Source organism: Rhodopila sp., assembly GCF_035548095.1.
GTDB lineage: Bacteria > Pseudomonadota > Alphaproteobacteria > Acetobacterales > Acetobacteraceae > Rhodopila.
Map to the genome: position 1 here is coordinate 118,691 of NZ_DASZUV010000004.1, position 13,921 is coordinate 132,611.

The 13,921-nt window shown below is 66.9% G+C and carries 14 protein-coding genes; 4 read left to right on the forward strand and 10 right to left on the reverse strand.

Going from position 1 to position 13,921, the window contains the following annotated elements; genetic code table 11:
* Positions 1 to 157 precede the first annotated feature (157 nt).
* Positions 158 to 352: a hypothetical protein gene (locus tag VHC04_RS04795; protein WP_325678553.1), complete on the reverse strand. Its 195-nt coding sequence runs from the start codon at positions 350 to 352 to the stop codon at positions 158 to 160.
* Between the two features lie 448 nt (positions 353 to 800).
* Between VHC04_RS04795 and VHC04_RS04800 the strand changes: the two genes are divergently transcribed.
* On the forward strand, positions 801 to 1,556 hold the full coding sequence (locus tag VHC04_RS04800; RefSeq protein ID WP_325678555.1) for an N-formylglutamate amidohydrolase: 756 nt from the start codon (positions 801 to 803) through the stop codon (positions 1,554 to 1,556).
* A 59-nt stretch (positions 1,557 to 1,615) separates the two neighbouring features.
* A complete protein-coding gene (gene nth / locus VHC04_RS04805) occupies positions 1,616 to 2,281 on the forward strand; it encodes an endonuclease III (RefSeq protein WP_325679050.1) in 666 nt (221 codons plus the stop codon).
* A gap of 53 nt (positions 2,282 to 2,334) precedes the next feature.
* Here the strand turns inward: nth and VHC04_RS04810 are convergent, their stop codons facing one another.
* The 8 genes from VHC04_RS04810 to VHC04_RS04845 form a co-directional block, all read right to left on the reverse strand.
* Positions 2,335 to 3,780, reverse strand: coding sequence for a class I adenylate-forming enzyme family protein (locus tag VHC04_RS04810; RefSeq protein WP_325678558.1), 1,446 nt, complete (start codon positions 3,778 to 3,780; stop codon positions 2,335 to 2,337).
* Positions 3,781 to 3,836: 56 nt separating this feature from the next.
* Positions 3,837 to 4,649, reverse strand: a complete 813-nt coding sequence (locus tag VHC04_RS04815; protein WP_325678560.1) for an alpha/beta fold hydrolase — start codon at positions 4,647 to 4,649, stop codon at positions 3,837 to 3,839.
* Positions 4,650 to 4,852: 203 nt separating this feature from the next.
* Positions 4,853 to 5,224 (reverse strand): DoxX family protein, encoded by a 372-nt coding sequence (locus VHC04_RS04820; RefSeq protein WP_325678562.1) that lies wholly within the window; start codon positions 5,222 to 5,224, stop codon positions 4,853 to 4,855.
* Positions 5,225 to 5,235: 11 nt separating this feature from the next.
* Positions 5,236 to 5,658 (reverse strand): nucleoside-diphosphate kinase, encoded by a 423-nt coding sequence (ndk, locus tag VHC04_RS04825; RefSeq protein ID WP_325678564.1) that lies wholly within the window; start codon positions 5,656 to 5,658, stop codon positions 5,236 to 5,238.
* Between the two features lie 173 nt (positions 5,659 to 5,831).
* Positions 5,832 to 6,812 carry an energy transducer TonB gene (locus VHC04_RS04830; protein WP_325678566.1) on the reverse strand — a complete coding sequence of 327 codons (981 nt, stop codon included), beginning with the start codon at positions 6,810 to 6,812 and terminating at the stop codon, positions 5,832 to 5,834.
* A 44-nt stretch (positions 6,813 to 6,856) separates the two neighbouring features.
* Positions 6,857 to 7,393: a YcnI family protein gene (locus VHC04_RS04835; RefSeq protein ID WP_325678568.1), complete on the reverse strand. Its 537-nt coding sequence runs from the start codon at positions 7,391 to 7,393 to the stop codon at positions 6,857 to 6,859.
* Between the two features lie 17 nt (positions 7,394 to 7,410).
* A complete protein-coding gene (locus VHC04_RS04840) occupies positions 7,411 to 9,534 on the reverse strand; it encodes a TonB-dependent receptor family protein (protein WP_325678570.1) in 2,124 nt (707 codons plus the stop codon).
* 121 nt (positions 9,535 to 9,655) lie between these two features.
* Positions 9,656 to 10,018 (reverse strand): DUF2946 family protein, encoded by a 363-nt coding sequence (locus VHC04_RS04845; protein WP_325678571.1) that lies wholly within the window; start codon positions 10,016 to 10,018, stop codon positions 9,656 to 9,658.
* Positions 10,019 to 10,292: 274 nt separating this feature from the next.
* Here VHC04_RS04845 and VHC04_RS04850 point away from each other — a divergent pair, with 274 nt between their 5' ends.
* Positions 10,293 to 11,498, forward strand: a complete 1,206-nt coding sequence (locus VHC04_RS04850; RefSeq protein ID WP_325678573.1) for an acyl-CoA dehydrogenase family protein — start codon at positions 10,293 to 10,295, stop codon at positions 11,496 to 11,498.
* Complete coding sequence (locus VHC04_RS04855; RefSeq protein WP_325678576.1) at positions 11,498 to 12,634, forward strand: acyl-CoA dehydrogenase family protein; 1,137 nt, start codon at positions 11,498 to 11,500, stop codon at positions 12,632 to 12,634. The genes VHC04_RS04850 and VHC04_RS04855 overlap by 1 nt, the downstream gene beginning before the upstream one ends.
* Positions 12,635 to 12,913: 279 nt before the next feature.
* On the opposite strand, the gene VHC04_RS04860 is transcribed toward VHC04_RS04855, so the two are convergent.
* Positions 12,914 to 13,795 carry a cation diffusion facilitator family transporter gene (locus VHC04_RS04860; RefSeq protein WP_325678578.1) on the reverse strand — a complete coding sequence of 294 codons (882 nt, stop codon included), beginning with the start codon at positions 13,793 to 13,795 and terminating at the stop codon, positions 12,914 to 12,916.
* Positions 13,796 to 13,921: the final 126 nt, after the last annotated feature.

The window sequence follows — 13,921 nt, forward strand, 5'->3', positions numbered from 1 at the left end:
TGGGCGGCGGCCACTCTCCTCGACGACGGGCGGCCGGACCCGGCGCATGACGGGTGTGCGTCGGGGCCGGCCGTTATGCTGGTTTGCGCCGGACGGCGGTCGCCCGGACCGGGAACCCCGGGCCGCCGCGTCAGAAAAGCGCGTTCAAGTTCCGGCGCTAGTTCTCCAATGCCCTGTCGATCTTCCGGCCGGCCGCCTGGGCGGGGCCTTGCGGCGGGTTCAGCGTATCGGCAATCGACTGGCCGGCCTTGTCGATACTCTGTCCGGCCTGTTCAGCCGGTCCCGGCTGGTGGCAGGCCGACAGCCCGAGCAGCGGGCAACCCAGCAAGGCGATCGTAAGCGGCAGACGCATAGACAAATCCTCTTGTTGCGAAGTCAGCCCGACCATAACGGCTGATCAACGCCAGGGTCCCGGCACCGCGTGACCATTGTTGCACTGACGGACGCGTGATGCGATCCGTTTCATTAGCGCATGATCCTCGCAGCCGATCGGACCCGTCATCCAACAGTAGCTCCACGATCATGGCCATCCGCCTGACGTGCCACACGTGTGAATACGTGAAAGGTGTGAATACGTGAAAGGCTGGGCCAGCTTCGCCTCCAGCACATGCGTGCGGATATCGACGATTTTCAGGCGCCCGCCTTCCGGCGCAGTGCCTCGGGTGCCGAATGGCGGATGGGCCGGACAGCGCGGGGTAGCGGTACTTCCACTTCCCTGCCCGGCCGTGCATGGTCCGTCCGGCTTCCTTGTCCTTGCCGGAAGGTTAGCGCATTGTGGAGACCTCGCAACAGGATCCGCGATGCTGCTGACCGCTGATGATCCCACGCCCGTGCGCGTGCTGCGCCCAGATGGCGCCTCCGATCTGTTTCTGACCGCGGACCATGCCGGGCAGGCGATCCCGAGACTGCTGGGCGATCTGGGGGTGCCGGCGCCGGAGCGTGCCCGGCACATCGGCTGGGACATTGGCATCGCCGGCGTTACGGAGCGGCTGTCGGCCCTGCTGGACGCGACGGCGGTGCTGCAGGCCTATTCGCGGCTGGTGATCGACTGCAACCGCGATCCATCCTGGGCCAGCGCGATGCCGGCTGTCAGCGAGCACACCCCCATCCCCGGCAATGTCGGCCTGACATCAGCGCAGCGCCAGGCTCGCGTGGACGCGATCTTCACCCCCTATCACGACCGTATCCGGACGCTGCTGGACGCTCGGGCCAGCCGGCGCACCGTGCTGGTGGCGATGCACAGCTTCACGCCGCGGTTCAAGGGCGAAAGCCGCGCGATGCATGTCGGCGTGCTGTTCTACCAGAAGACCCAGCTGGCGGAGATCATGCTGGACCTGCTGCGGCAGGAAGGCGACCTCGTGGTCGGGGAGAACGCGCCGTACGCGATCACCGAGAACAGCGACTATTCCATCCCCACGCACGGCTCCGGCCGCGGCCTGCCGCATGTGGAGATCGAGATCCGCCAGGACCTGATCGAAACGGCCGCCGGGCAGGCCGCCTGGGCCGATCGTTTCGCCCGACTCCTGACCGAGGCGAACGCTCGGCTGCCGGCATGAAGGACCAGGCCGCCATCGGCGCCAAGCCGGCCCTCAAGGCGTCGCCTACAGCGCCGCTGATGACGCGGGCGCAGGTGCGTGGCTTCCTTGAGGCGCTGGCGGCGGCAAACCCCCATCCGCGCACGGAGCTGGAATACCAGAATCCGTTCACCCTGCTGGTGGCGGTGGTACTGTCGGCGCAGGCGACCGACGTATCGGTGAACAAGGCGGGCAAGACCCTGTTCGCGGACGCGCCCACCCCGCAGGCCATGATCCGGCTGGGGGTGGACGGTGTCGCCAGGCACATCCGCAGCATCGGCCTGTGGCAGACCAAGGCGCGCAATGTCATCGCTCTATGCGAGGCGCTGGTGGAGAAATACGGCGGCCAGGTGCCGCATGATCGCGAGGCACTGGAATCGCTCCCGGGCGTCGGCCGCAAGACCGCAAATGTTGTGCTGAACGTCGCGTTCGGCGAACCGACCATGGCGGTGGACACGCATATCTTCCGCCTGGGCAACCGCACCGGACTGGCCCCGGGAAGAACCCCGCGCGAGGTCGAGGACGGATTGGTCAAGCGCATCCCGAAGGAGCTCCTGCGGGACGCGCATCACTGGCTGATCCTGCACGGGCGCTATGTCTGCAAGGCCCGCCAGCCGGAATGCTGGCATTGCGTTGCGGCGGAATGGTGCCGCTATCCGGCGAAGACCCTGGTCGCGCCGCTGGCGTTGAGGGCCGTGCCGGCCTGACCTGTTCACGCGCGACCCTGGGTTCGTGCCCTTCGTCCGCGCCGCGATATCGGTCACGCGTCCGGCTTCGGCGTCAAGCAGCGGCGCGCCACGGCCTGAATGTCCTGGCGGCGGACCTTGCCCGTTCCGGTGCGCGGAAACGAAGGCAGCACCAGCAGATCGTGACGCGGCACATGGCGGCGCAGGATCGCGGTGACGTGTCGCGCCGTCGTCTCCGGCAGCACACCGGGCGGGTATTCGACAGCGGCGAGCAGCATGTCCTGGCCCGTCTCATCGCGCAGGCTCAGGATGGCCGCGTCGGTGAGACCGTCCAGCAGCCTGATCTCATCCTCCAGCGGCTGCGGCGGTATCTTGATGCCGCCGATATTCAACATGTCGTCTGCCCGGCCCAGCACGACGAGCCTGCCGGGCCCGGGCATGAACCCGATATCGTTGCTTTGGTACCATCCGCCGATGAACGCGGCCCGGGTCTGTTCCGGATCGTTATGATAGCCCTCCGCCATGGTGTCGGTCTTGATCCGGATGCGCCCGGTTTGCCCCGCCGGCACGGGACGCCCGGCATCGTCCACGATCGTCACGCTGACACCGGGGAACAATGTCCCGACATCATCATCGCCAACGTCGGAAATGCTGTTGGTCTCGTTGGATGCATAGGGCGTGCTGATCCGCGCGCCGAGCCGGCCGCGGACGAGACCGCGAAGGCGGGCGTCGGCGCGGGCGCCGATCATTTCGATCACCGGTGACAGGGCCGGAGCCGTCGCCACCCGCGCGACGCGTGCCGCATCGCCAACCAGCAGAAGAGCAAAATTGACCAGGCCGGTGCTTAAAAGTTGCGCGGCATGCTCCTCCTTGGCCAGCACGGCGATGCCGCCGCAGCGCAGCGTGCCGAGGACGCGCGTATAGGCGGCGCGCATGCCAAAGTTGTAGATACAGAGGAACCGTACGTGTGCCAGAACGTCAGGCGGCAGTCGTGCTACCAGGTTGGTGGCAATGCGCGCGAGAATCCGCGCAGTGACGGGCACTGCCTTGCGGCGGCCGGTGGTGCCGGAGGTGCGGGAGATCAGCGCGACCGCATCCGGATCATGCCGTCGTTCGAGTAAACCGAGGGCATCCGCCGGCAAGGTGACCCCGGCCAGAACGTCGAGAAAATCCGCCGGTATGATACTCGCCCGGCGAGCCGGGTGCGGCGCGGCCAGCAGCAGCACCTGGCAATCGGACAGCACCGGGTCATCCGTATCCAGATCCGGCCGCTGCACCAGGGTGATCGCAGCCCCCAGCGCGTGACAGGCAAGCGCCAGCAGCAGCACGAGATAGCGCCGCGGCTGGGTTTCGATGGCAACCAGGCCGCCGGCTCTGACGCCCATTCCTTCCAGGGCGACGACGCACCGGGCAATGTCCTCGGCGACTGTCTGATAGCTGAAGGACTGTCCGTCCTCCACCACCGCGGTTGCCGCCGGATGCCGCCGGGCCTGCCCGGCGATCAGGGCCGGGGTGGGCACGGCCGCCGCAGGCGGGAGGCGATCATCACCGTTCATCGGCAGCAGCCGTGCAGGCGTCAGCGACGCGCGCTCAACCAGCCGAGCATGATGCGGTTGAAGACGTCGGGATGTTCGACATTCGGGAAGTGGCGGGCATCGGCGATCTCCTCATAACGGGCGCCAGGCACCAGGCTGGCGATGCGCTTGTTCTCGGCCGGCGGCGTGCCGGCATCGCCGTCGCCGCAGACGACCAGTACCGGCAGGCGCAGCGATGGCAGACGCGGCACGAAGTCGTAATGCATGATCGCCTGGGCACAGCCCAGATAGCCCGCCGCCGGTGTTGTAATGATAGTGTCATGAATTTGCTGCCAACGGCGCGGATTGCGTGGCTTGAACGCGTCGGTGAACCAGCGCTCCATCGTCGGCCCGCCCAGCGCGGTCAGCGCGCCCGACTCGCGCACCATCCGCATCCGCGGACCCCAGACCTCGGCCGCGCCGGGCGGGCTGCAGGGCATCGTGTCACACCACATCGCCGAAGCCAGTCGGCCCGTGTGGTTCAGCGCGAATGCCTGCCCCAGCATGCCGCCAATGGAGAGGCCGATGTAATGGACGCGGGCGATGCCCAGGGCATCCAGCACGGTGGCGACATCGTCGCCCAACCCCTCCATCGTATAGGCATCACCATCCGGATCACTGCCGCCATGACCGCGCATGTCCAGCCGCAGCACGCGGAAGCCGGCATCGAGCAAGGGGGGCACCTGTTCCGCCCACATCCCCATGTCGGAAGCCAGTGAGTGACAAAAACAGACGACCGGTGCGTCCTGGGCGGAGGCGTCCCCTGGCCCGATCAGGTCATAGGAAATCGCGCGTCCTGGTAACGGCAGGCGCATGGCTGGGGCCCCCCGAGTATGGTTTCAAGGGATGTAGCATGCCCGCAACCGGCCAGCGTGTCACACCAATCGGCGTGTCACACCAATCGGCGTGTCACACCAGCCGGCGTGTCACACCAGGCAGCATCAATGCCGGCCGCCCCGCCATGGCCCCGGCCATGACCAACCGGTTCGGGAGGAGGCGAACGCGGCGGCGGCCGGTGTCAGCCCCGGGAGACCGCAAGCCGGCCCGCCCCGTTGGCGACAAGCTGAAGCAGCCCGCCGGCCATGCAGAGATTTTTCAGGAAGTGGATCATCTGCTGCTGGTCGCCTGGATGGTAGTGCACCTTCAGCGCCGTGATCGCACACCAGGCGGCCAGGATCAGCGCCACCAGCCGGGTCCGGTAACCGGCCAGCAGCGCCAGGCCGCCGGCCAGTTCCACGACGACGGTCAGGGCATAGGCTGCCCCGACCAGCGGAATACCCCATTTCGACAGCAGGGCCATCGTCGCCGCCGGCGTGGTGGCCTTGAGGAAGCCGGCCTGGATGAAGATGGCGCTCATGAGCAGGCGGCCGGTCAGGCTCACCCAGTCCATCGCGCCGGCCTTCATCCGACGATATCGGTGCCGGCGAAGAAATAGGCAATCTCGGTCGCCGCATTCTCGGGGCTGTCCGAGCCGTGAACGGAATTCGCCTCGATGCTTTCGGCGAACAGCTTTCGGATGGTGCCCTCGGCGGCATTGGCCGGATTGGTGGCGCCCATCACCTCGCGGTTGCGCGCGACGGCGTTTTCACCCTCCAGCACCTGCACGACGACGGGGCCCGACGTCATGAAGGTCACCAGGTCGCGAAAAAACGGCCGTTCCCTGTGCACGCCATAAAAAGTCTCGGCCTGCTGCGTGGTCATCCAGATACGGCGCTGGGCGACGATGCGCAGGCCGGCGCCTTCCAGCACGGCATTGATCTTGCCGGTCAGGTTGCGGCGCGTGGCGTCGGGCTTGATGATGGAGAAGGTGCGTTCGATGGCCATGGGTCTGTCCTTGTCACAGATACGGGATCACACATACGGAGTCACGGATACGGGGTCGCAGGCGCGGGTCGAAGGCGTCGCAACGCAACGGGCCGCGATGAGCGGCCCGGTGTCGGCGCGCTGGGTAACGGTTCGGCGCGGCAAGGGCAAGGTGCCGTGGCTGGTCGCCGCGTTCAGCGGGTCAGCGCGAAGGTGATGGGCACGGTGACGGTGATCCGCTCGCCCGCCATGTCGCTAGTGAAGGCTGGCGCACGGGCGCCGCGGAGGATTGCCAGCGCCGCCTGGTTCAGGATCGGTGCATCGCTGCCGCGCGCCACCATCACATCGCCGATCGTGCCATCCCGCGCGATGCTGAAACGAACGACGACGCGGCCCTGAATCCCCTGGCGGCGCGCCTCCTCCGGATAGATCGTGCGGCCATGCAGCCAGGCGAGCAAGGCAGCTTGCCAGTCCGGACTGGCCCGGACCGTTTGCTGCCGGCCTTCAGCCGCCGCCGGGTGCGCCGTCCCGGCATCCGACGCGAGCGCCGCCGCGCCGGGGGGGATCGCCGGGGGAACGGCGGAGGAGACGGCCACCGGGGCCGCAACGGCCCGCCGGGGCTGCGCGGCCGGTGGCTTCGGTGCCGGCCGCGCAGCACGCGCGGGTGGTGGCGGCGGAAGCGGCAGCGCCCCCTCCTCGGCTGGCGCCGGCACCCGCTCGGATGCCGGTTCCGGCGGCGTCGGCCGCTGCTCCACGGCCGGTGGCGAGGGCTCGGCCAGCGGTGGTCCGGCCGGCGGCGGTTCGGCTGCTGGCGGCGCGGGCGGCGGAGGATGCGGGATCAGGGCCTGCACCGGGTCCGGCGGTTGCGCGGCATCGGCCTGAAGCGGCATGGGCGGCGGCCCTGCATCGGCCGCCGCCGCGTCCGCGGATGCCGCCGGCTCCGCGACGGCCGCTTCAGGAGCGAACACCAGCTCGATACCGGCCTCGGCCGGTTCGGGAACCGGCGTCGCCGGCAGGTAGGCGGCCACGGCGACAGCCAGCAGGCCGAGCAGCAGATGGAATAGCGCGGAGCCAAGCAGCGCGGCCGGAAACCGGGAGCCGGCACCGCCGCCACGCTCACGCGGCGGCGGCGAGCGTTCCGCCGCACTGATGGGCACCAGGCGGGACGCAGGCACCTCGGGGGGCGCATCCCTGCGCGCCACGATCCCGTGCCGGTCGGCTATTGCGGCGTCTCCGCCGGTATCAGCAGCAGCGACGGCGCGGGATAGCGCACGTCGCGGCTGTTTTTGCCAGCAGGCGGCACCTGATCCCACCGGGTCTCCCCTTGCTCACACACCTGCCGCACCGGGAAATACAGCCGGCCAGGCGTCTCCGGCAGCCGCAACATCATGGTGAAGGTATCATACTCGTCCGCCGGCAGCTTGCCTCCCTGCCACGTGACCTGGCTGACCCGCCGGGTGATCTCATGCCCCTCGTTCAGCAACGGCCGGGTCAAGGCCTCTTTCTGGATATCGAGCGTCCAGCCCGGCTTGGGCATCGGCCTGGCGATGACGATCCCAGGCGGCAGCTCCACCGCCAAGGCCGTGGTGGCGGCCTCGTCGCACCCATGCGGCACGACGAATACTGCCTTGAAGTAGGTGCCGGCCGTGGCCTGCTGCAGTTCCAGCACGACATGCGCGCTCGCAGCTGGGACGCGGCCGAACAGGCCGCCGGCCAGCAGGGTCATGATGACCCCGGATCGGATGATGGTTCGCATGGATCAGGATCTCCGTGTCAGAAGCGGGCGCGCATGCCGGCGAACACGCCGGGGCCGTCGCCGGGATAGAAAACCGCCGTGCTGACCGTCCTGGCATCCGTGATGGTGCTGAGGTCGCTGACATAGCGTGCATTGTTGATGTTTCGCGCGTCGACGAACACCGCCAGGCCGTTGCGGAATTCCCAGCCCGTCTGAAGGCTGACGACCACGTAGCCCGGCGTCTTCAGCGTGTTCGCGTAGTCGGCGAAGGCACCGTCCGGCACCCAGTCGACGATCGGCGTGAAGTAGAACCCGGACGGATGGTTATAGGACACCGTTGTCCGCAACACGTTCACCGGCGTACCGGCAATGCGGTTGTTGCCGTACTGGGGATCGTTCTGGAAGTGATAATTGCTGAGGTTCCAGACCTGCGCGATCGTCAGCGTGTCGCCGACACCCCGGCCGATCACGTCTTTCAGGACGCGGACGCGGGCACCGAATTCAATGCCCTGATGGATCGTCGCGTTTGCGTTGAAGGTCGAGGCCGGGATCGAGGCATTCGTCGTGTATTGCAGCAACTCCCCGTTCAGCCAGGACTGGTAGGCCGTGACGTCCCAGTCGAACACGCCATGGCTGCCGCGGGTTCCTATTTCCAGCGTCCATGCCCGGGATGCCGCCAGCGGCACGAAGCTGGTCGTCGCCGCCGTCGTCTGGGTCAGGTCGCCGAAATCCGGCACATCCTGGCTGCCCGTGAAGTCAATGAAGGCCTGGATGTTCTTCGCCGGTTCCCACAGCAGCCCCACCTTCGGGTTCAATCCGGTATAGGTCTTCTTGTCGGAGAAGAAGCCCGGACCGCCGGAATACCCGCCCTCATTGATGTAGTCACGCTGGTCGATGAAGCCTTTTGCCCCCAGCATGAACGCCCATTGCGGCAGGAAGTAGAACCGGTTCTCGGCAAAGACTTCATAGTTGTAGGCGTTCTGCCGGGAATTCAGCGTCTGCGCGCCACGCGAGCCGCCGATATTGAGGAATTGCAGGGCCCGGTTATTGCCGGTGATGATGCGCGCGCCGGCCAGCACATCGTTGCGATAGCCACCAAGGTCCAATGACGCCGTGTAGCGCGGCGCGACGCCGAAGGTGAACCCGTCCTGATCGATGACCTGGAAGATAGGATGGAACAGGGATTTGTAGATGATCCACGTGGATACATCGACCTGCCCGACCTCCAGTTTCGCGGTCGTCTTGTTGGCGAGCCGCTGGACCGACACGTCACGTGCCTGGTTGCCCGACAGCGCCGCGGGGTTGGCCTTGCGGGGATCGTGCAACGCGTCATAGAGGCTGAGCGCGCCCGGCAGTTTCTGGGCAACGAGGTAGGACCCGACATAGAATCGCGTCTCCACATCCGGCGTGACACGATAGCCGAGGTTGACGTTGAATTGGCCGTACTGACCGCTCATGTGGTCGCGATACCCCTGGCTGGTGCTGCCGGTCGCATTGATCATGAAGTCGGCGCCGCCCAGCACGCGGGAGAGCTGGGCATTGAGCCGAGCGGTGCCGAAGCTGCCGCCAAGGGCGGTGACGCTGTTCGGGGTAACGGCAGTGAAGGCGGTGGGCGAAACGAAGTTGACCGCCCCGCCCAGGGTGGAGGACCCGTAAAACAGCCCGTTGCCGCCGCGATAGATTTCGACGGCGCGCGCCGCCAGCGGGTCGATCTGATAGAAGTCGCCGCTGCCATCGGCCATGTTGACGGGGATGCCGTCCATCAACACTTCGATCCCGCGCAGGTGATAGCCCCGCGCGATACCGGACCCGCGGATCGACAGGCGCAATTCCTGGCCATAGCGGTTCTGCACATAGACGCCGGGCGTATCCGCCAGCGTGTCGCGCAGGTTGAAGGCGGCGCGGTCCTTATAGGCCTCGCTGTCGATGAACCCGACGGAACCGACGGTCTGCATCAGCGTATCGCGCTGCTGTTCCACGCTGGGAACGGTCAGCGATCCGTCCGGACGGGCCGTGACCGAGACCGGCGGCAGGACGGTATCGCCGGGTGACGAGGTGACGGCCTCTTCCGAGACCGCCGTGGTTTGCGCTCGGATACCCGGCGCGGCAAGAACGGCGGCGAGCGCAACGGCGCTGACGCCTGCCAGGGCAGGACTTTTCATGGCACGGCTTTCCTGAGGCCAAGCCCGCGATCACGGGCCGGCAGGCTTCGCGTATCGACGAATCGGGAGACGCCCATGCGCGGACGCATGGCTCGGCGGCCCGATCAGGCGGAGGCTTGGTTCAGGAAAGCGATGGCGGCCCGCGAGCCCGGGATGTCAGGGCCGGCGGCCCGCGTGGCGCCGCGATCTCGGCATGCGGGTGCCGCAGCGGGACGCTGAGCGACGATGGGATCGGAATGGACTGCTCCGGCAACAGCGCGTGCTGGCCGACCGCGGCGATGTGGCAGATCGGGCAGACGAGGTGCTTCGTCTTCGCCGGAGCGGAATCGTCCCGCGGCGCGTGATCGACGCTGCAGATCGCGATGCCGTCCACCGTGACCGCCTGGCGCGCCATCGCCACCGCCGCCCAGCCCGGTGCAAACACCTGCAGCAGGATGGCGATCAGACCGCCAAACAGGAACGATGGCCGGGCCAGCCGACGCATGACGGGACAGGAGCCTTGAATCAATGAGACGATGCCGTCAGTAGCCCGCATCGTTGTGAACGGCAACGGTTCGGCCGGCTGACGCCGGCGCCGGCGGCTTGTTTGCGATTTGCCAAAACCGCCCGCCGGCAAGGATCGTTTCGAAATGAAGCCGGGCGGCTGAACGCGCGCGGTGGCCGCGGCGCGGCCACCCGCATTGTCCGGCCCGCATTGTCCGGATTGCGCGGCCAAACAGCGGCGATTAACATACCAATCAGTAGGAGGAGCCGATCCGATGGATCTTCGATTTACCCCGGAAGAACTCGCATTCCGCCAGGAAGTGCGTGCCTTCATTCAGGAAAACCTGCCCGCGGACATCCGCGACCACATGAAGCTGGGCCATCCGCCCCGCAAGGAAGATACGGTGCGCTGGCAGCGCATCCTCAACCAGAAGGGCTGGGCGGCCTATTCCTGGCCGAAGGAATGGGGCGGCCCCGGCTGGACCGCGATCCAGCGCATGATCTTCCTGGAGGAGAATCTCAGCGCCCCGGCGCCCGAGCTGCTTTCGTTCAACATCACCATGCTGGGGCCGGTATTGATCCAGTTCGGGACGGAGGAGCAGAAGAAGCGCTTCCTGCCGCGGCTCGCCAACCTGGATGACTGGTTCTGCCAGGGCTTCTCGGAACCCGGCGCCGGATCGGACCTTGCCTCGTTGAAGACGGCGGCGAAGCTGGAAGGCGATCATTACGTCGTCAACGGCTCGAAGATCTGGACCTCCACCGCGCACAACGCCGACTGGTGCTTCCTGCTGGTGCGCACCGATCCGAATGCCCGCAAGCGGCAGGAGGGCATCTCCTTCCTGCTGGTCGACATGAAGACGCCCGGCATCACCGTGCGGCCGATCATTTCGATCGACAACAGCCACCACCTGAACGAGGTCTTCTTCGACGACGTGAAGGTGCCGCTGAACATGCGCGTCCATCAGGAGAACAAGGGCTGGGACGTGGCGAAGTTCCTGCTGGGCAACGAACGCACCGGCATCGCCCGCCTGGGCAAGTCGAAGGAACGGGTCCGGTCCGCCGTGGCGATGGCGCATCAGGTCAACATGCATGGCCGTCCGCTGATCGAGGACCAGACGTTCCGCCAGCGCGTCGCGCAGCTTCAGGTCGATATCAAGGCGCTGGAGATCACGCAGTTCCGCGTCGTGTCCGCCTATGACAAGGCGAAGGGCGCCGGCAAGCCGGACCCGCTGTCCTCGGTGCTGAAGGTGAAGGGCACGGAACTGCTGCAGGGCACCAGTGAGCTGGCGATGGATGTCGCCGGCCCGATGTCGACGCCGATCTGGGCGCAGGAACTCGCCGCGATGAATGAGCCGGACGACATGCTGGAAGCCAGCAGCGCCGCCACCGCGAGCTATCTGATGCTGCGGGCCGCCTCGATCTACGGCGGCACCAATGAGATCCAGAAGAATATTCTCACGAAAGCCGTGTTGGGGCTGTAATGGACTTCGAACCATCGGAAGACCAGCGCCTGCTGGTCGAAAGCGTTACGCGCATGCTGGGCGACACCTACAGCTTCGCCCAGCGGAAGGGTTATATGGCCCTGCCCGGGGGCTACTCGCCCGACATGTGGTCGAAGTTCGCCGAGCTTGGACTTCTGGGCCTGCCGTTCGCCGAGGAGTACGGCGGTTTCGGCGGCGGACCGCAAGAGGTCATGCTGGTGATGCAGGCCTTTGGCCGCGTGCTGGTGCTGGAGCCCTATCTGCCGACCGTGGTGCTGTGCGGCACCGCGATCAACGCGGCGGGGACGGCGGCGCAGAAGCAGGAATTGCTGACGGCGATCGCCGAAGGCAGCCTGAAGATGGCGTTCGCCCATGGCGAGCGCCAGGCCCGCTACGATCTGAACGATGTCGTGACGACCGCGAAGAAGAACGCGTCGGGCTGGGTGCTGGACGGATCGAAGACGGTCGTCTCACATGGCGAGGCGGCCGACAAGATCATCGTCAGCGCCCGTACCAGTGGCGACCGGCATGATGAGGATGGGATCACCCTGTTCATCGTCGATGCCAAGGCCACCGGGCTGGCCCGTCGCGGCTACCAGAGCCGCGACGACTCGCGGGCGGCCGACATCGCGCTGTCGAACGTGTCGGTGCCGGCGGACGCGGTGCTGGGGGAGGTCGGCAAGGGCTTCCCGATCATCAAGAAGGTCGTCGAGGCCGGCATCGCCGCCACCGCCGCCGAAACGGTCGGCGCGATGGAGGCGATGAACGAAATGACGCTGGAATACAGCAAGACCCGCGTCCAGTTCGGCAACCCGATCGGCTCCTACCAGGTCGTGCAGCATCGCATGGCCGACATGTTCATGACCCAGGAGCAGGGCCGCAGCATGGCGATGCTCGCGACCATCGCGCTGGAGAATGAGGACGAGGCGGAACGCACCCGCGACATTGCCATGGCCAAGGTAGGCATCGGCCAGGCCGGGCGCTACGTCTCACAGAGCGCGGTGCAGATGCACGGCGGTATCGGCATGACCGAGGAATACGCGGTCGGCCACTACTTCCGCCGTTGCCTGGTGATCGAACGGCTGTGGGGCGACCCGGCCTATTACCTGAACAAGCTGGCCGAAGACGTGGGCTGAAAAAACGCCTGTTCCGGAAGCGAAGCCCGGCTGCCGCGCAGGCGGTGGCCGGGTTTTTCATTGTCTCCCGGCAAGGTGTCTGCCGGCAAGGTGTCTGCCCGCGTGGTGCCGCCCGACACGGTGTCTCCCCGCATGGTCCTGACCGCGGCGGCGACCATCCGCGGCAACCAGGCGGAGGAGAGTCATGCCCGGACTTGCGTTGACACCGGCCGTTCCGCCACCCCCTTTCGCCATGACGACGGGGGCGCATGACGGGTCACACGCCGCACCGCCGGGATATCACACCACGTGATCCGGCCGCAGATCACACAGCACAGCGGTCTCATCCGTCTCCAGCTGGACGGTGACATGCCCGATTCCGAAACGGTCCCGCACCTCGCAGTTGATCCGCTGCAGCAGCGCGACGTCGCCAGCGACATCGGCGCGCACCAGATGGGCGGTCATCGCCGTCTCGGTCGTACTCATGGCCCAGATGTGCAGGTCATGCACTTCCGTCACGCCCGGCAGGCCGCGCAGATAGCCGCCCACCGCCGCCGGGTCGACACCGCGCGGCACACCGTCCAGTGCGAGGCTCACCGAGTCCCGCAGCAACGACCAGGTGCCGACAACGATCACCACGCTGATCGCCAGGCTGACCACGGGATCGACCCATAGCCAGCCGGTCAGCATGATCAGGCCGCCCGCGATCGCCACGCCCAGCGACAGCGACGCGTCGGCGGCCATGTGCATGAAGGCGCCACGGATGTTCAGGTCGCTCTTGCGCCCGGCCATGAACATCCAGGCGGTGATGCCGTTGACCGCGACGCCGGTCAGCGAGACGATGACAATGGTCAAGCCGGCCGATGCCTCGGGCGCGAACAGGCGGCGTACCGCCTCCCATGCGATGCCGCCGGTGACGAGCAGCAGGATCAGCGCATTCGCCAACGCCGCCAGGATGGAGGAGCGGCGCAGTCCATACGTGTATTGGCCGCTGGGTTGGCGCTTGCTGAGCGAGGCCGCCAGCCACGCCGCCAGCAGGCTGATCACGTCCCCCAGATTATGCCCGGCATCCGCCAGCAGCGCCATGGACTGCGCGGCAAAGCCGTAGAACACTTCCGCAACAATATAGGCGCTGTTCAGCGCCACACCGATGGCGAAGGCACGGCCGAAATCCGCCGGCACATGGTGATGGCCGCCTGGACCATGGCTGTGATCATGGTGATGGCCGTGCCCGCCGGCGGGATCGTGATCATGCGCATGCGTGTGGGGGAGATCATGCGCATGTGAATGGTCATGGTCGTGCTGATG

Excerpts from the sequence above, each read along its gene's own strand:
- VHC04_RS04795 (WP_325678553.1), bottom strand. The coding sequence starts at position 352 with ATGCGTCTGCCGCTTACGATCGCCTTGCTGGGTTGCCCGCTGCTCGGG.
- VHC04_RS04800 (WP_325678555.1), top strand. The coding sequence starts at position 801 with ATGCTGCTGACCGCTGATGATCCCACGCCCGTGCGCGTGCTGCGCCCA.
- nth (WP_325679050.1), top strand. The coding sequence starts at position 1,616 with ATGACGCGGGCGCAGGTGCGTGGCTTCCTTGAGGCGCTGGCGGCGGCA.
- VHC04_RS04815 (WP_325678560.1), bottom strand. The coding sequence starts at position 4,649 with ATGCGCCTGCCGTTACCAGGACGCGCGATTTCCTATGACCTGATCGGG.
- VHC04_RS04820 (WP_325678562.1), bottom strand. The coding sequence starts at position 5,224 with ATGGACTGGGTGAGCCTGACCGGCCGCCTGCTCATGAGCGCCATCTTC.
- ndk (WP_325678564.1), bottom strand. The coding sequence starts at position 5,658 with ATGGCCATCGAACGCACCTTCTCCATCATCAAGCCCGACGCCACGCGC.
- VHC04_RS04835 (WP_325678568.1), bottom strand. The coding sequence starts at position 7,393 with ATGCGAACCATCATCCGATCCGGGGTCATCATGACCCTGCTGGCCGGC.
- VHC04_RS04840 (WP_325678570.1), bottom strand. The coding sequence starts at position 9,534 with ATGAAAAGTCCTGCCCTGGCAGGCGTCAGCGCCGTTGCGCTCGCCGCC.
- VHC04_RS04845 (WP_325678571.1), bottom strand. The coding sequence starts at position 10,018 with ATGCGTCGGCTGGCCCGGCCATCGTTCCTGTTTGGCGGTCTGATCGCC.
- VHC04_RS04850 (WP_325678573.1), top strand. The coding sequence starts at position 10,293 with ATGGATCTTCGATTTACCCCGGAAGAACTCGCATTCCGCCAGGAAGTG.
- VHC04_RS04855 (WP_325678576.1), top strand. The coding sequence starts at position 11,498 with ATGGACTTCGAACCATCGGAAGACCAGCGCCTGCTGGTCGAAAGCGTT.